The following is a 17,331-nucleotide window of genomic DNA, read 5'->3' as shown; positions in this document are numbered from 1 at the left end:
GGACGTTGAATCAGGCTTACATATATCATTGAAGAATAAAACCTTTATTAACCTGGATTGGAATAGTCGGAAAGAAGGGAAAAAAGCTCTCTATTGTCAAGTTTCCTGATTCAGGTTTGAAATAGTTGGTATGCTACAACCAGCAATAGCACGTTACTATCTATATTTATCCATTCCCTGATTACGAATCAACCACCCCTACATGCGTTTACTCCTTTTTGTATTAAGTGTCTTTACTCTATCCAGCTGCTCGTTGACCCACTACGTGAAGCGGGAGCTGAAAAAATCACCGGTGCTAAGCGGACACCACGTAGGCATAGCGGTATACGATCCCGCCCGGGAAAAGACACTGGCCTCCTACCAGGCCGATAAGTACTTTACCCCCGCCTCCAACACCAAACTATTCAGCTTCTACGCCGGACTATCCGCATTAGGAGACTCGCTGCCGGGGTTGCAGTACCTGGTGCGGGGCGACAGCCTGATCTTTCAGGGAACGGGCGATCCGTCGCTGCTGCACCCGGACCTGCCGCGGAGTGCGGTGTATGGTTTTCTGCGAGGGCGTCCGGAGCGACTGTTCTTCTCGCCTGCTAACTTCAAGGATGAGCGCTTCGGACCGGGCTGGGCGTGGAGTGACTACAACGACTACTACCAGCCCGAGCGGTCGCCGCTGCCGGTATACGGCAACATAGCACGCTTTGTGAGCGACTCGACCCGGCTGCTGTACGTGGGGCCGCGCTACTGGGCCGATTCATTACTAACCGATCCGGCCGTGCAAGGCATACAACGCGATGAGGACCGCAACCTGTTTCGTCACTCGCTGTACGCGCTGCCGGTAGGGCTGGAGCAGGATGTACCGGTGAAGATGTCGCACCAGTTGACGGCGGACCTGCTGACTCATGGTCTGAACCGGCCCGTGGAAGTCATACGGGAGTCACTGCAAGATGTACCTCTTAGTACTGTGTACAGTATTCCCTCGGATTCGCTCTACGCCCGCATGATGAAGGTAAGCGACAACATGCTGGCCGAGCAACTGATGCTGCTCTACGCGGCAGCCAATGGGTTGCCCCTCAATGCAGAGCAGGCCATCGAACACGCCATCGAACACCACCTGGCCGACCTGCCCGACCGCCCGGTATGGCGGGATGGCTCGGGGCTGTCGCGCTACAACCTGTTTACGCCGCGCACGATGGTAAAGTTGCTGGACAAGATCTATGAGAAGGTACCGAGGGAGCGGTTGTTTTCTATACTGGCCCAGGGGGGCAAGTCAGGTACCGTACGGAACATGTTTAAGGGAGAAGAAACCTTTATCTACGCCAAGAGTGGCTCGCTGAGCAATAACTACAGCCTGAGCGGCTACCTGGTCACCCGCAAAGGCCGGACGCTGCTGTTCAGCTTTATGAATAATAACTACACCCGTCCTACGTCCGAGATCAGAAAGGAGGTGGAGCGGATACTGACTGAGCTGCACCGGCGGAACTAGGTAGCTTATTCGGTTTCGACCCAGGTACGGCCGGTACAGTAGATCTTGTTGATGCCGTTCTGGCGAACCAGCAGGTAGATCTGATAGGTACCGGGCTCGATACTAGCCTGAAAGAAAGAAGCATTGAACCCGCGGCTGAAGTACCGGAGCCTTCGGAAAAAGGTACGCATCGGCAGGGCTGCCTGACCCGGAGGGGAGGCATAGATATGCTGGTCGGATTTGAGCAGCACGTAGGCGCCGTCTGTATAGTCTTTTTCTACATCAAAGTAGTCTTTGGTGGAATAGATGTTGATGCCTCCACCCTGCGCGTAGACACTATCTAGGGGATACGATCCGTCGCAGGCCAGGGTACCGCCAGCCTGGCGTGGGTTCCAGCCTTCGGCCAGCGGATCGTCGGATCCGTAATAGGCGCGGATCTGCTCGTAGTACGTCTGTTCCATGCCGAACATTTTCAGACCCAGCCAGTCAGCATTGTAGCGGGAGTTAAACTCCAACGCAATGGCCTGGCGGCGGTTTTCGACGGCCGGGCCAAAGTTGGTATATAGCAAGGCCAGGTTCAGGACTACACTGCCGGCTGTAATAGCCGCCAGCTTTGAGAAGCTGAAGTTATAGAGAGCAATGGCTCCCAGATAAAGCGCTACCAGCCATAGAGCAGAGTACATGCGATAGCGCCCTTTGAACATACCAGTAAACTCATCAATGGGAATACGCTTATAGACAACGGCAAAAGTAGTAATGGCTACAAAGAGCGCCGCTACCAGAGCAAACTGGGCGGCGGGAGTGAGCTGAACCGGCTTGCCCCATAGCGACCGGAACAAGGAAGCCAGATGTGCTTTGTAAACCAGGATCAGCAGAGCTACCAGTGCTACACCCACGGGGACAGACAGGTAGAGCATGTGGATCTGACCGGTATAGGCTGCGTAGCCCCAGAGCGTGGCAATGGAGCCAATAAAACCGAAAAAGCTCGCAATAGCCTGCTGAACCTGGGTTGGGTTGGTCAGGCTCATGCTCTCGGTGATAGGTGTAAAGTCAATGAAGTAGATAATAGCGGTGATGGTCGCTACGGCCACTGTAATAAAAAAGTCTTTCTTGCGGCCGGTAATCCAGGCCAGTCCCGCCAATACCGGAAAAACCATAAGGCCATTGCCATAGGTGAACGTAGCCGCTACGGCCGCCAGCAGGGAAGCCGTAAGAAGCCTTGGGGAGTGCGTAGCCAGATACAACGCCAACAGGGCGAAGAAGATCACCCCAAAGTTGCAGAGCGAACTTACCCCCCAGTATATATTTTCGAACGATTGGATATTGAACCATATCCAGGATACAGGTACAAAGTACCAAATAGAAAGATTAAGTCTTTTGAATACCAGGTAGAAGAGCCAGGCACAACCTGCCCAGCAAAGGTTACCAATGGCCATCAGCCACACCAGATCTACCCGGCCAAATAATTCATAGCTCAGCAGGACTATTGATCGGGAAAAGACAAGGCGGTGTTCAGGAAACAGGTCGGTGAGACGGCGCCAGCGCTCGGGCCAGGAGGCGTCGTCAAATCCGGGGATAACACTCAGGATGGTGATATCATCGTAGGCAATGTAATTGACGTTATAGGCTACGGTGAAAAAAGCCCATCCGTACAGCAGCAAGGGGAGGATACACAGGACTTTGGCAAGCCACAGGAGCGGTAGCTCATGGTCCGCCATCAATTGATTACTTTTATGAATATGTTGAACTCTTTGGGGAACTTCCATAAGAAAGGCGCTCTGTTTGTAGAACACAACGCCAAAAATAGAAAAGATTTAGAGTAACTACTGTAAACGCTTAGTTTTCGTCTTCTACTTCCGCCGAAGCCCGCGGGTCTTTAGAGTAGTCATACAGTATATTACCTTTGTCATCCCACTCGCGTAGTACGAAGGGTTCAAAGTCTTCGTCCCAGCAACTCTTGGGGTACTGCATCTCCTGCTTACGCTGGCGGCGGTACTGGTAGTACTCTACCCAGCGGCCTACCTTTTTGCCACGCTCGTACTTGCCTGAGGCCATGAGCTGGCCTCCGTCGTAGAAGCTGAGGTATTCTCCATCTATGGTACCGAACTGCACGGGTATAACTTCCTTGACTTTGGTATGAGCCGAGTCGTACCAGGTGATGCGTGACTCCGCCGGGAAGCCCCGGTACCAATGGCTCTTATCCAGCAGATTGTACTTGGAATCGTAGCGGGCCCAGCGGCCGTCTTTAGTCCCCATGTAGTAGTAACCTTCCTCGACCAGGACGCCGGCTACGTAGCGCTTGTAGGGGCCATGCAGGGGGAGGGCTTCTTTCTTCTCCTTGACTACCGATGAACTCAGATTTTTCTTTTTCAGATCGTACCAGCGAGTCTGGGCGGCACGGACGTAGGGGTTGATGGGCTGGTACTCTTTCAGCACGTGAAACTCTTCGATGGTAGCGCGGTCACCACTCCCGAACTTCACCGCCATTTTCTGCATGAGTATCCCCTCGTACTGCACCTTAGCTAGCTTGGCTTTTTTGGCTTTGCGGCGGCGCTCAGCGCGGTGGTCCTTGTACTCCTGTACTTTAAGGCCCAGGTCGGGTATATCTTCGCCCAGCAGGGTAGAGAGGCTGGCGGCCTTGCTCTTGCCGCCGGGCAGGGCGACCGAGCCGGTGGGGGAGAGGCCGGGTAACTGAACGTCCACTCCGTTAGAGCGCAGCCGGTCACGCAGGGTATCGGCTCCGGCCTGCGTTTGCTGAATCCGCTCTTTGGTTGATTTTTTGGGTTTATCGGTCTGAGCCCACGCCCCGGCTGAGAGGCTTATCCACACAATACAACATCCGATAATACTCCTTTGCATAAAATTAACAGATTCTTCGGGTCAAGATTGTTACATTTGTAACGAACGGACCTCCGGGTTATTGACCTCTAAATTAACAAACTTCTCTGCACCTTGGAAAAAAACGCTAAAATCTACATCGCCGGCCACCGGGGTATGGTGGGTTCAGCCATTCTGCGCCGCTTACAGGCCGAAGGATATACCAATTTTGTGTTTCGTACCTCATCCCAACTGGACCTGCGCGATCAGCAGGCCGTTCATGATTTCTTTGAAGCCGAGCGCCCTGAGTACGTGTTCCTGGCGGCGGCTAAGGTAGGAGGTATCATGGCTAATAACATCTATCGTGCCGAATTCCTACTGGATAACTTACAGATTCAGAATAACGTGATTGACAGCGCTTACCGCGTAGGGGTCAAGAAGCTCCTCTTCCTGGGCTCGTCATGTATCTATCCCAAGATGGCCCCCCAGCCACTCCGCGAAGACTACCTGCTGACCGGTCTGCTGGAACCTACCAACGAACCCTACGCCATAGCTAAGATTGCGGGCATTAAGCTTTGTGAAGCCTACCGGAGCCAGTACGGCTGCGACTTTATATCCGTAATGCCTACCAACCTGTACGGCCCTAACGACAACTACGACCTGAATAATTCCCATGTACTGCCGGCCATGATCCGGAAGTTCCACGAGGCGAAGGTAGATAGTAAGCCGTTCGTAGAGCTATGGGGAACGGGCTCGCCGCGGCGGGAGTTCCTGCACGCCGACGACCTGGCCGATGCCTGCTACTACCTGATGGACCACTACAGCGAGCCGGAACTGATCAACATCGGAGTAGGGGATGATGTGACCATCAAGTCCCTGGCCGAGCTGATCCAGAATGTGGTAGGCTACGAAGGTGAGATAAAATGGAATACTGATAAGCCCGACGGTACGCCCCGTAAGCTCATGGATGTAAACAAACTGCACGGATTGGGCTGGAAGCACCGGATTGGCCTCGAAGAGGGAATACAAGCTACGTATCAGGATTTCCTGCAGAAGATCGAAGAGTACGCGGTGTAAGATATAATATCACTCAGGTAGCCCCTGCCGAATAGGACCTGTCCTGTACGGCAGGGGCTACTGGTATTTAGGGAGCCAGGGTAATCAGTACGGCGCCGGCGACCATGATAAAAGCTCCCAGGAGCTTGCGACGGATGTGCGTTTCCTGAAAGAACCGGTAGCCAAACAGCACGCTGAGAACCGCCGATAGCTGAAACAGGGCCAGCGCATACCCCACCTGAATGCCCTCAAAGGCAAAGTTGGTGGAAAGCTGCATCAGCCCCACCGACAGGAATAGCAGCAGGTACGTACGTCGGTGGGTTGCTACCAGCGCTAGTTGCTGCCGCCACTGGTGGCGCAGTGCAACGGCTACCCAGAGCAGGGAGACTATAAACCCCAGGGTACACCAGAAGACAAACGCGATGGTCGGGGACGAAAGCAGCACGGCTTTCTTGATAAAGACTGCTTCGGTAGCGGTACATACCAGAGCCGCCAACCGGTAGCGGATCTCGGGCTGGTGGAGTAGTGCCCACGACCACTGACCCGTAGCGCCCGCATCCAGTACAAAATAGCTGCCTGCTATGATGCACAGGACCCCGGCTATGCCCAGCCAGCCGGGTACTTCGCCCAGGAGCGCGATACCCAATATAATACTCACTACTGATTTATAGGCATTGATAGGTCCCAGTACGGAAAGATCCCCCAGCTGGAGTGCCTTGACGAGAAGGGCGTTTCCAGCCGCAGACAGCAGCCCGACAGTCAGCATGATAGTCCAGAAGGCTGGGGAAAGACTCAGCAAATGGAGTGGTAGAGAAAAGATCAGGCACAGGAGGCTCAGAAAGCCAAAGGTAGTGGTAGTAATGAAAAGCGGGTGCGCGGCCTGAGCGGTCAGTTGTTTCTGGAAGACGTTGGAAAGCGGATTGGCTATGATTCGTACCACGATAGCCAGGGCTGTAGTGACAGATAGTAGTGCAGATACCGACATATATACAATAGTAGACATTTACTAGTTGGACTGCAACAGCATGAAATTTGGGGCACGACCTATATTCATAGATATCTAATCAATCCATACTGTCATGTAACTCATAGTTGCACCGGGCGTACATTGGGGCCGAACCAGCCGGTTCGGAGCCAAATTAACCTACTGAAAGGATTAGGTATATAATTGCCTAAACCTAATATTTAAAGGTGAAAGCAGGCATTTGCCTACGATAATTTTATAGGACAACAAATATTCAGTATTTTTTTGTAATAATATTCGGGAATCTGAGTAGCTTTGCGGAGCAAAACCAGATAGCATATAAATCATTAATAGAGAGATGTCTTCCACATTGAAACTCGATCATATAGATCGTAAAGTACTTGAGATTCTGCAGTCAAATGCCAAGATTACGAACGCTCAGCTTTCCAAAGAAATTGGACTTTCGCCAGCTCCTACCCTGGAGCGTGTCAAAAAGCTTGAGCAGTCGGGTATAATCAAAAGTTACCATGCGCAGCTGGATCCCGAGAAAGTAGGCTTAGGGGTTACCACCTTTGTACAAATTTCGCTGGTGGGTCATAAGAAAGCCGTTACGGAGTCATTCGTCGAGAAAGTAAATTCAATACCTGAAATTATCGAATGCCACCACATCACCGGGACCGGGGACTTCCTGATCAAGGTGATTTCAAAGGATATAAGTACCTATCAGAAACTGATGCTGGAAAAGATCAATGAAATTGAAGAGGTAGCCAGTACCCAAACGATGGTGATCCTGTCGACCTTCAAGGAAAGCAAGACCATGCCCATTCCCTGAATTGATAAGAGCCGCTCATAGCATTTGATTCTTTATACAAGAAAGCCCCGCCAGAACTGGCGGGGCTTTCTTGTATATATTAACTTGTTTGATGAAAGAAGATACTAATAGCTAACAACTAATAGCTAATCACTAGCACCTCATTTCCTGCGGTTACGGCGGGCGTCGCGGCGGGCCTTCTTAAGGCTGTCGATGGCCTTTTTGGCTTCGTCGTGCTGGCTCGACTTTCGATCAGCCTTGTCCAGCGCCAGCTTGTAGTAGCGCTGAGCTTCGTCGAAGTCTTTTTCGACTTCGGCTACTTTGCCCAGTCCCAGCAGGGACGATACGTAGTACCCGGCATTGAGTGACTTAGTCTGCACTGAGTAGTTAATGGCCTGCTGGTAGTACTTCTTGGCTTCGTCATAGTTGCGGAAGTGGTTATGGTTGTAGTAGGCCAGTACGTAGGCCGCGTTGCGTCCGCTAACGCCTTCGTAGCCCGGCATGCGGCGGTTGATCTTGTCCAGAATGTTGGAGGCGGCCTGCTGTGCTTCGGCCATGTGGCCCGTTACGAAAGCCGTACGGCAGAAGTACCTTTCGAAGTAAGGGTTGTCCGGGAAAGTCTGCCACATGTACTTGGCCATGTCGTAGGCTTTGCCGTATTCATTCTCCATGCTGTAAATCTGCAGCAGAAAGTACCGGGCCTCCACGCGGGTATAGAAGGCATTGTTGGCTACCTTCTCCAGTTGTTGGGCACCGAGCTTCTTGTTACCCTTGGGAAAAAACACCAGGATAGGCTTGAGCAGGGGGTACTCCTTCGGGATCCACTCCGCGTAGTAGTTATAGATGCCATCGCCAAACAGCAGCTCCGGGCTCAGCTCAGCGTTGCCCTTAGACTGATCCATGTACTTCAGCGAGCTCTTGCCGGCCAGGGTTGCCTTCGTCCACATCTTGCGCTCCGAATACAGCCTTGCTTTGAAGGCGTACGAAGCCGCCAGAAAGAAAGCCGGCTCTACTTTATTGTCTCTTTCATCATACAGCTTTTCGGCCAGTGCTATGCTAGAGTCCATCTGGGCAATCAGCCGGTCGTCGTAGGCAGTATTCTCGGTATTAGGTACAATCTTCCACCACTCAGCCAGACCCATCAGGAAGTGCGGCATGGGATGGTTGGGGTAACGGTACTTAAGCCAGCGAAACTCTTTATCAGCTTCGTCAAACTTATAGTTATACAAAAGGTTAATAGCCTCAGTGGCCTCTATCTGCACACCGGGGTTTTTCAGGAGCATGTCGTAATTCTTGTCCAGATCGGCCGAGGAGTATAACTGAGCCTGGGCCTTAGGCAGGGCAATAAGAACGACAAACAGGAGGATTAACAGGTTTTTCAGTCTTTTCATTTTTTGGTGTTCCGGAAATCTGACCAAGTAACGTTAGATTTGAGATTTACGTTTGGCAGGGGACGGGTTTTTGAAAAATAGATTAATTTGGCCCCCTTCTTATAAAAGGTATGGTTACTGTTAAAGACAAAGTTTTTGCGCCGTTCATTGAGAGAGAAGCTCTGAATCAGCGTATTGTGGATATGGGAAGGGACATTAGCCGTGATTATAAAGGCCGGAACCCGCTGTTTGTAGTGGTACTCAACGGGGCTTTTATGTTTGCGTCGGACCTGCTCAAAGGCGTGGATGTACTCTGCGAAATATCGTTCATCAAGCTGGCTTCCTACGAGCAGACCCAGTCGACGGGGAAGGTAAAACAGATACTGGGACTGGCGGAAGCGGTGCAGGGCCGGGAGGTAATCGTAATAGAAGATATTGTGGATACTGGCCTGACCATGAGCCAGCTGATCAGTCAGCTAAAAGCACAGGAAGCGGCCTCCGTAGAGGTGGTAACGCTGCTGCATAAACCGGAGGCTCAGAAGATAGCTATTGATCTCCGCTACGTTGGGTTTGAGATCCAAAACCGGTTTGTAGTGGGGTACGGCCTAGACTATGACGGCCTAGGACGTAACCTGGATGCTATATATGTACTGGCTGAGTAGGGTTATGTAGAACAATGTTCATTCTAAATCTTTCATTCGCATGCAAATCCAGTTTTTTGGAGCCGCCCGGACTGTCACCGGCAGTAAGCACCTTATCACGACCGAACGCGGTACGCGAATACTGCTGGATTGTGGACTGTTTCAGGGAATACAGACGGATGAGTTCAACCAGAACTTTGGTTTTGAAGCTTCAGAAATAGGCTATCTGATTCTTTCGCACGCCCATATCGATCACTCGGGACTGATTCCCCGGCTGGTTCGCCAGGGATTTAAGGGACCCATCTACTGCACTTCCGCCACGGCTGATCTGTGCCGGCTCATGCTCCTGGATAGCGCCTATATTCAGGAGAAGGACACGGAGCGCATCAACAAGCGCCGTCGCAAGCAGGGACGGCCCGAGCTGGAACTACTCTATAACGCGCAGGACGCCGAGCGGGCCCTGAGCCAGTTCCAGCCTGTGCAGTACCACCAGTCTTTTCATCTGGGTGATGATGAGGTAGAAGCCTTCTTTACGGATGCTGGACACCTGCTGGGCAGCGCGGCGGTGCATCTGACCATCCCGGACGCAGGTACTTTTAAAAAGCTCACCTTTACGGGCGACATTGGTAGACCTAATGACAATATACTGAATGGTCCCGAGCCCTTTCCGCAGGCTGATTATATTATCTGTGAGTCTACCTATGGTAACCGGCAGCACGAGCCTCAGCCGGATATGAAGGCCCACCTGCTCCGGATCGTACACGATACCTGCGTAGAGCGACGCGGCAAGCTCCTCATTCCGGCCTTTGCCGTTGACCGTACCCAGGAGCTGATCTATGCCCTTGACCAGTTGTCCAGTGAGGGCAAGCTACCCCGGCTGCCGGTGTACATCGATAGCCCCTTGGCGGTACGGGCTACGCGGGTCATGCAGGAAAACAGCGACTACTTTAATCCGGATATATTGGACTACATCGAGAAGGACGGCGATGCCTTTGCTTTTCCGTACCTGCACTACATCTCGGATGTAGCCGACTCCAAGGCGCTGAACCAGCGTGAAGAACCTTGTATCATAATATCGTCATCCGGCATGGCCGAGGCAGGTCGCATCAAGCACCACATCCGGAACAACATAGAAAATCCCAGTACGACCGTCTTGATTGTAGGTTATAGCGCTCCCAACACGCTGGGGGGAGCTCTGAAGCGGGGTGATGAAGAAGTAAAGATCTTTGGAGACACCGTTTCAGTAAAGGCCCGGGTAGAGGTGATGGACTCCTTCTCGGCTCATGGCGACTATAATGAGATGATCGAGTACCTGTCCTGCCAGGATCCTGAGCGGGTGAGGCAGGTATTTCTGGTACACGGGGAGTACGAAACGCAGGTAGCCTTTAAGCTTAAGCTGGAGAAGGCTGGCTTCGGTACGGTGCATATCCCGGACCTGTATGAAAGCGTAACTGTATAGTAGGTTGAGAAAGAGGAGGGTAGTTAGTTTGTAATAATTTTTCTGCATTTACAGCGGCTGACCTCTTGTTTAATTAAAATTTGTTACTGTATATTTGCACTCTCAAAACGTGGTACGCCGAAGTGGTGGAATTGGTAGACACGCACGTTTCAGGGGCGTGTGGGGGTTGCCCTGTGCGGGTTCGAGTCCCGCCTTCGGTACACATAAAATCCTTCTAAGGACTGGCAACAGGAATTAGAAGGATTTTTGCTTTTACCACAATGTAAATAGGGCTATACCCATATCCTGGCGTAGCTGATCGGCTTCTTTCTTGCGCTAAGTTCCTGATCTGGAACGTATAGTGTCTTCCTTAGCGTTTTTACCTAATTATATTTAAATTAGAAATGTATGCTACTTACTTAAAGGTGGTAGTAGTACAGTATTTCTGATTTATTTTAGCTGTGGTAGTTATTAGGTTCTGCACTAGTTAGATGGTCAGGTGCAGTGATCTTTTACATAGTACTATTTATTTACTGGCAAAAGCTCTTGTTATCAGCATTGATCACTAACACACATAACCATGACCGAACAAGAAAGACTGCTCGAGTTGTCAAAATATAATATAATGGATACGCCGCCCGATGATGAGCTGGATGAGCTGGCTCAGATCGCATCGGTTATCTTTAACACACCTATCTCGCTGGTATCACTGGTAGACGAAAAGCGGCAGTGGTTAAAGGCTAAAGTAGGTATTGACATTGAGGAAACTCCCAGGCAGAATTCATTCTGCCAGCATGCACTGCATTCGCCCAACGAGGTGTTGGTGGTGAACGATGCCCTTGACGACGAGCGCTTCAAAAATAATCCGCTCGTGTTGGACAGCCCTAACATCCGCTTCTATGCCGGTGCTCCTATCGAAACGCCACAAGGGGCAGTTTTAGGTACTTTATGCATCATTGATGACAAGCCCCGTTGTCTCTCGGATTTTCAAAAGAAAGCCTTACAACTGCTTGCTAAAAAAGCGATGTCTCTGCTGGAAAGGAGGAGGCTGATTATAGAGCAGGCTGATAAAATAGGATCTGATGCCGCCAGATTAAAAAAGCTAACGGACTATGTACCTGGTGTTATTTTTCAGTTTGAAATAAATGAATCAGGCAAAATGTCTTTTTCATTTATAAGCAAAGGAATTGCGAATGTACATTCCAGGCTTACTCCTCAGTTGCTTGAAGCCTATCCAAACCAGTTTTTTTCGGTTATTCATCCTGATGATGTAGTACTTGTTCAGAAGAGTATCAGTGAGGCGCTCCGGGAGAAGGATATATGGAAGGTAGAGTTCCGGATCCTTTCTGATAGTGGTAAGACTACCTGGCATTTTGCAGATTCGATCCTTGAAAGAAACAGGCAAGGGGCTATCACCTGGTATGGTACCTTGCAGGATATAACTGAGAGGAAAGAGTACTCACGCACTCTTGAGCAAATCTTGTTCGATATTTCACATGTTCTGCGCAAGCCTATAGCCAATATGGTCAATCTTGTAACCATTATTCAGGACTACGGCCTGGATGAAGAAACGCAGAAAGAGTACATCAATATGCTGAAGGCTGTAGCCGATGAACTGGACGAGTATACGCGGCAGCTCAACGATGACTACCATATACTAAGGGAAAAGAAAAAAGAGAGCAACTAAAAGCCGCTGGTACTATCCCTGTTTCTTCTCCCGCACCTTCTTAGCGATTCGTACCGCGGACATAATGAGTACCGCGAAGGCAATGAGCCCCATTACGCCCCAGATCCAGTCGAGGGTATTCTTGAGTACGACCAGAAATACAATAGAAAAAAGAAAGATGGTAGCGACCTCGTTCCAGAGGCGCAGCTTGAGGGAGGAAAACCGAAAGTGACCGCGGCGTATCTCCAGCAATAGTTTGTGGGTATAGAGATGATATACCAGCAAGCCCCCCACAAAAGCCAGTTTAAGCTGCATCCAGCCCTGGGTGAGCCAGTCGGGGGTCAGGTACAGCATCGTAGCGCCGGTAATGAGGGTCAGCCACATAGCAGGTACCATGATCGCGTTCCAGAGGAGCTTTTCCATCTTGATAAACTGAGTGAACAGGACGTTACGTCCTTGCTCGGGAAGCTCCTGTGCCTCCGTATGGTACACAAACAGGCGGGGCATATAAAACAGGCCGGCAAACCAGCTTACTACAAATATAATATGCAGAGCTTTGACGTGAAGATAGGTCATGATGATGGCAATAGAGTCGGTAGTCAGGCAGATAAACTTTCCGCTGTTACGAAACGTTCATTTATATATCGGACCAAAAGAACAACATAGTTCGGATGAAAACAACCCTCCTGATTTTCACGCTTACGCTACTGAACCTGGTTACAGTAGTGTCTTATGCTCAGTCAAACAAAAACCAAAAGAGAAAAATGAATAACGAACCTACTGCTAACGCGGCCGGTCTGGAAACAGCCACCTTCGGGACGGGCTGTTTCTGGTGTACGGAGGCCGTTTTTGAGTCACTGGATGGAGTATATAATGTAGTATCGGGCTATTCGGGGGGACAGGTGCCTAACCCTTCATACCGTGCCGTATGCGAAGGTACCACCGGCCATGCCGAGTGTGTACAGCTTAACTACGATCCGGCTAAGATCAGCTATGCCGATCTGCTGGAAGCCTTCTTCCGCAGCCATGACCCTACTACACTTAACCGCCAGGGTAACGATATAGGTACTCAGTACCGCTCGGTAATTTACTACCATAACGATGAGCAGAAGCAGCTGGCCGAAGAGGCCAGGCGTGAGCTCGATAAGGCAGGAGCTTATGGAAAACCTATTGTAACAGAGATTTCCAAAGCTGAGATTTTCTATCCGGCCGAAGCCTACCACCAAAACTACTTCGCTAATAATCCTGAGCAGGGATATTGCGCGTTTGTGGTCGCGCCAAAACTTGACAAATTCAAAAAGGTATTTAAGGATAAGCTCAGAAAAGAAGTAACAAACTAATTTGATAGGATATTCAGCGCTGCTCCTACCTGTACCAGATAGATAGTAGCGCTAAATACAGGTGCCCGGTTGCATACTTGCAACCGGGCTTTTTTTATGTGTTCGACATACTGTTCTGCTTCGCTTCAGGCCTATATCTGGGGTTATCCAATACTTACCAACAAGGCGCCAGAAGTTGAAGATATGCCGGTAAATAAATCTTTTTAAAAAATTTTATTTTAGAAGAGTATAAAGGTCTAAATTTTGATTTAATAGTACTACCGATTCATCAGAGTTGTAACCAATAATAGGTAACCGGAGTACACTTATGTTTTCTTAAGTTAATCAATGATAGCCTCACAACTGTATACTACTGGTATGTTACGGACACAATCCTGATAAGTACATCTGAAGAATATATGTTTAACCTAATCAATAATGATATGACAAAACCTTCTTTCTGAATCAACCGCTTCTCTCCAATCTGTATATGAAGAGTATGCAGACAAAATTTCAACTTAGACTTAACCAATGAAAAAAAAATCTACCTCACTATATATGTTCCGACCGCGGAATGTATTCTATAAGAGTCTGCCAATCCTGTTGGTATTGGCTGGTCCTATTGGGGCACAAGCCAATACCATTGACGCATCGCACGTAGTGGTAAAAAGTGCCACTGCCATTGAGAGAACCGTAAAAGGTAAAGTGACCGATAAGACGAGCGGAGAGGGCCTGCCAGGTGTGAACGTGGTTGTGAAAGGTACAAACATGGGAACCACTACAGACGGAAGCGGTAACTATACGATATCGGTACCCGACAACGGAGGCGTTCTGGTTTTCAGCTTTGTGGGTTACACAAGCCAGGAAGTACCGGTAGGCAACCGCAGCACCATCGATGTAGCCATCGAAGCGGATACCAGAGTACTGAATGAAGTGGTAGTAATCGGTTACGGAACGGCCCGTAAGTCAGACCTGACCGGAGCGGTGGGTTCAGTAAAAGAAGCCGAGTTGAAAGAGCGTCCGGCTCCTTCTTTGAACCAGATGCTGGCCGGTCGTCTGCCCGGTGTGCAGGTTAATACCAACTCCGGTCGCCCGGGTGGTAGAACCAACGTACGTATTCGCGGTTTCAGCTCCATCAACTCCTCTAATAACCCGCTATACGTAGTAGACGGAGTAATGCTTCCTCAGGCTAACCTCGCCCAGTATAGCTCTCCCATTGATTACATCAACCCCAACGATATCGTATCGGTAGAGGTACTGAAAGATGCTTCCTCAACGGCCATCTACGGTGCCCGTGGTGCAAACGGAGTAATTCTGGTAACTACCAAGAAAGGAAGAGCGGGTGAAGGACAGGTAACATACAGCACTGACCTGAGCGTGCCTACCATTGGTCCCAAGCGGCCTCAGGTACTGAATGCGAAGGAGTATCTGCAGGTGGAGGATCTGGCTTATGCCAATATCGCCAAGTATGATCCGGCCGGCTGGGCATCGGGTAAGTACGCTAACCTGGACCCTGTCAAGCGCAGAAGAGATTATGCTGCTAAGTTCCCAGGTGTTTTTGATGCGAATCTTAACCCGCTGCACGATACAGACTGGTTTGAAGAAGCTACTCAGAACCGGGTTTCGCAGAACCACCAACTGGGTATTAGCGGGGGTAATGACCGTACTACCTACGCCCTGTCTCTAAACTACCGCGACGAGCAGGGATTGATCAAGACTACCTACCAGACCCGCTACGCCACCCGGTTCAGCATCGACGACCAGGTGAAGAAATGGCTGAAAATAGGTGCTACCCTGAGCTACAACCACCAGACCGAAAACCTGTCGGACATTAATGATGCCGTATCGCGTCAGATCGTAGAGGACTTCCCGTTCCTACCGGTACGTTATGCCGACGGTACTTTTGCTAATAACCGGGATTACCCACAGGCTGAAGGTACTATGAGCTCGATACACCGCCTGATGGGCCGGAAGTATATCATAGGTACCCAAACTACCCTGGGAAGCTTGTACACGAACCTCACGCTGGCTCCAGGCCTGGAAATGCGCACCGTATTGGGTGTAAATGCAATAAATCAGGAAATAAACCAGTCGAGTACCCGTACGTTGGCTATATCACAGTTTGGTACAGCGGAGAAAGTATTTAACAAGCAAATGTTCTGGTCGCTGGAGAATTACCTGACCTACAACAAAACCTTTAATGGTATCCACGCTTTTACGGGTTTGGCAGGTATTTCGTGGCAGGAAACCAGATCTACTGCTATGCGAGCCTACATCCAGAACTTTGCCACGGACTACTTTGGCTTTGATAACCTGGGTGCTGGTGCCACTAACCCTCAGGTTGGATCGGGTGCTTCACGGTTTGCCTTTAACTCGTACTTTGGCCGTATTAACTATAGCCTGAGAGACAAGTACCTGGTGACTGTGACCGGACGGGCCGACGGATCGTCTAAGTTTGGAGAAAACCACAAGTTCTCTTTCTTCCCATCGGCGGCTCTGGCCTGGAAAGTATCCGAGGAAGACTTCCTGAAAGGAAATAACCTGATCTCAAACCTGAAACTGCGTACCAGCTATGGCGTAACGGGTAACTCCGAGATTCCACCATATTCGTCGCTTTCACTGCTTAGCTCCAACTACGCTACTGTATACGGAGACACCCGTGTAGGTGGTACTGGTATCAACCGTCTGGCTAACCCTAACCTGCGTTGGGAAAGAACTGCCCAGAGTGACATAGGGGTAGAGGTAGGCTTACTGAAAGGACGAATATCTTTCGAAGCTGATTACTACTACCGTAAGACGACCGATATGCTACTGGATGCTCCCGTACCTCGTACCAGTGGTTACGCTGTAATCCGGAAGAACATAGGCTCGATGGAGAACCAGGGTGTAGAGCTATCACTGAATACTGTTAACATAGAAAGAAGCAACTTCAGCTGGACTTCTAACTTCAATGCTTCTTTCAACCGCAACAAGGTGCTATCGCTGGCTACTCCTTCGGACATCTTCGGAGTGGGTGGACCTAACTTTACTAACCCAACCAGTATCATTCGCATCGGTCAGCCAGTAGGTGCCTTCTGGGGACTGATTCGGGATGGCGTCTGGAGTGAGGCCGAGCGTGATGAGGCTGCTCAGTTCAGGAGCTACCGTAACAACCTGACCATGCTGCCAGGTGATATTAAGTACCGCGACCTGAACGGTGACAAGGCCATTACGGATGCCGACCGTACTATTATCGGAAATGGTAGTCCCAAGGGCTGGGGTTCTGTTATGAACACTGTTCGCTTTGGCAACTTCGACCTGACGCTCGACCTGCAGTATGTATACGGTAACGATGTACTCGACCTGACCCTGCACCCAAGCGAAGACCGCCAGGCCATTGCCAACAGTTACAAGTCAGTACTGGATGCCTGGACTCCCCAAAACCAGAGCTCACCGATCGCCGAGATTCGTGAAACCCGCGCCGGCTACGTAACCAATGTAGACACCCGCTGGGTTTACGATGGCTCCTTTATTCGTGGCCGTAACCTGCTGCTGGGCTACAACGTACCCTCAGAGCTGACCTCCCGCATGAGACTGAGCCGTCTGCGCGTGTACGTGTCGGCCCAGAACTTCTTCCTGCTGACCAAGTATCCGCACGGCGATCCTGAGGCTACACCTACCAACGGTAACGAAGCCAGCAACGTGTTCTCGCAGGGTATCCTCTGGCATGGCTATCCCAGGCCAACCATTTACATGGGAGGTATTCAACTTACATTATAAGTTTGATATTTATTTTCTAAATAATATTCAA

The 17,331-nt window shown here is 50.3% G+C and carries 13 protein-coding genes and 1 tRNA gene; 9 read left to right on the top strand and 5 right to left on the bottom strand.

Going from position 1 to position 17,331, the window contains the following annotated elements; all coding sequences use genetic code 11:
• Positions 1-202 precede the first annotated feature (202 nt).
• Positions 203-1,480 (top strand): D-alanyl-D-alanine carboxypeptidase/D-alanyl-D-alanine-endopeptidase, encoded by a 1,278-nt coding sequence (locus tag JUB14_RS16600; RefSeq protein WP_207507447.1) that lies wholly within the window; start codon positions 203-205, stop codon positions 1,478-1,480.
• A 5-nt stretch (positions 1,481-1,485) separates the two neighbouring features.
• Here the strand turns inward: JUB14_RS16600 and JUB14_RS16595 are convergent, their stop codons facing one another.
• Together JUB14_RS16595 and JUB14_RS16590 are read right to left on the bottom strand one after the other, a co-directional pair.
• On the bottom strand, positions 1,486-3,177 hold the full coding sequence (locus JUB14_RS16595; protein WP_207507446.1) for a hypothetical protein: 1,692 nt from the start codon (positions 3,175-3,177) through the stop codon (positions 1,486-1,488).
• Between the two features lie 118 nt (positions 3,178-3,295).
• The gene (locus tag JUB14_RS16590; RefSeq protein WP_207507445.1) at positions 3,296-4,318 is read right to left on the bottom strand and encodes a toxin-antitoxin system YwqK family antitoxin; all 1,023 of its coding nucleotides are present in this window, start codon (positions 4,316-4,318) and stop codon (positions 3,296-3,298) included.
• Between the two features lie 93 nt (positions 4,319-4,411).
• Here JUB14_RS16590 and fcl point away from each other — a divergent pair, with 93 nt between their 5' ends.
• A complete protein-coding gene (fcl, locus tag JUB14_RS16585; RefSeq protein ID WP_207507444.1) occupies positions 4,412-5,353 on the top strand; it encodes a GDP-L-fucose synthase in 942 nt (313 codons plus the stop codon).
• A gap of 67 nt (positions 5,354-5,420) precedes the next feature.
• On the opposite strand, the gene JUB14_RS16580 is transcribed toward fcl, so the two are convergent.
• Complete coding sequence (locus tag JUB14_RS16580; protein WP_229367935.1) at positions 5,421-6,335, bottom strand: EamA family transporter; 915 nt, start codon at positions 6,333-6,335, stop codon at positions 5,421-5,423.
• A 319-nt stretch (positions 6,336-6,654) separates the two neighbouring features.
• Between JUB14_RS16580 and JUB14_RS16575 the strand changes: the two genes are divergently transcribed.
• Positions 6,655-7,128, top strand: coding sequence for an Lrp/AsnC family transcriptional regulator (locus JUB14_RS16575; protein ID WP_207507443.1), 474 nt, complete (start codon positions 6,655-6,657; stop codon positions 7,126-7,128).
• 140 nt (positions 7,129-7,268) lie between these two features.
• On the opposite strand, the gene JUB14_RS16570 is transcribed toward JUB14_RS16575, so the two are convergent.
• Positions 7,269-8,498: a tetratricopeptide repeat protein gene (locus JUB14_RS16570; protein WP_207507442.1), complete on the bottom strand. Its 1,230-nt coding sequence runs from the start codon at positions 8,496-8,498 to the stop codon at positions 7,269-7,271.
• Between the two features lie 110 nt (positions 8,499-8,608).
• Here JUB14_RS16570 and hpt point away from each other — a divergent pair, with 110 nt between their 5' ends.
• The 4 genes from hpt (at position 8,609) to JUB14_RS16550 (ending at position 12,243) form a co-directional block, all read left to right on the top strand.
• Positions 8,609-9,139, top strand: a complete 531-nt coding sequence (gene hpt, locus JUB14_RS16565; protein ID WP_207507441.1) for a hypoxanthine phosphoribosyltransferase — start codon at positions 8,609-8,611, stop codon at positions 9,137-9,139.
• Positions 9,140-9,179: 40 nt separating this feature from the next.
• Positions 9,180-10,577 (top strand): MBL fold metallo-hydrolase RNA specificity domain-containing protein, encoded by a 1,398-nt coding sequence (locus JUB14_RS16560; protein WP_207507440.1) that lies wholly within the window; start codon positions 9,180-9,182, stop codon positions 10,575-10,577.
• Positions 10,578-10,693: 116 nt separating this feature from the next.
• Positions 10,694-10,777, top strand: a tRNA-Leu gene (locus tag JUB14_RS16555).
• 359 nt (positions 10,778-11,136) lie between these two features.
• On the top strand, positions 11,137-12,243 hold the full coding sequence (locus JUB14_RS16550) for a GAF domain-containing protein (protein ID WP_207507439.1): 1,107 nt from the start codon (positions 11,137-11,139) through the stop codon (positions 12,241-12,243).
• Between the two features lie 12 nt (positions 12,244-12,255).
• On the opposite strand, the gene JUB14_RS16545 is transcribed toward JUB14_RS16550, so the two are convergent.
• Positions 12,256-12,798: a CopD family protein gene (locus JUB14_RS16545; protein WP_207507438.1), complete on the bottom strand. Its 543-nt coding sequence runs from the start codon at positions 12,796-12,798 to the stop codon at positions 12,256-12,258.
• A gap of 188 nt (positions 12,799-12,986) precedes the next feature.
• Between JUB14_RS16545 and msrA the strand changes: the two genes are divergently transcribed.
• Together msrA and JUB14_RS16535 are read left to right on the top strand one after the other, a co-directional pair.
• The gene (msrA, locus tag JUB14_RS16540) at positions 12,987-13,562 is read left to right on the top strand and encodes a peptide-methionine (S)-S-oxide reductase MsrA (RefSeq protein ID WP_229367932.1); all 576 of its coding nucleotides are present in this window, start codon (positions 12,987-12,989) and stop codon (positions 13,560-13,562) included.
• Between the two features lie 510 nt (positions 13,563-14,072).
• The gene (locus JUB14_RS16535; RefSeq protein WP_207507436.1) at positions 14,073-17,300 is read left to right on the top strand and encodes a SusC/RagA family TonB-linked outer membrane protein; all 3,228 of its coding nucleotides are present in this window, start codon (positions 14,073-14,075) and stop codon (positions 17,298-17,300) included.
• Positions 17,301-17,331 lie beyond the last annotated feature (31 nt).

The organism is Telluribacter humicola (genome assembly GCF_017355935.1).
Taxonomy (GTDB): domain Bacteria; phylum Bacteroidota; class Bacteroidia; order Cytophagales; family Spirosomataceae; genus Telluribacter; species Telluribacter humicola.
The sequence above is the reverse complement of the archived record's forward strand: the minus strand, read 5'-3'. Positions and strand labels throughout refer to the sequence as shown.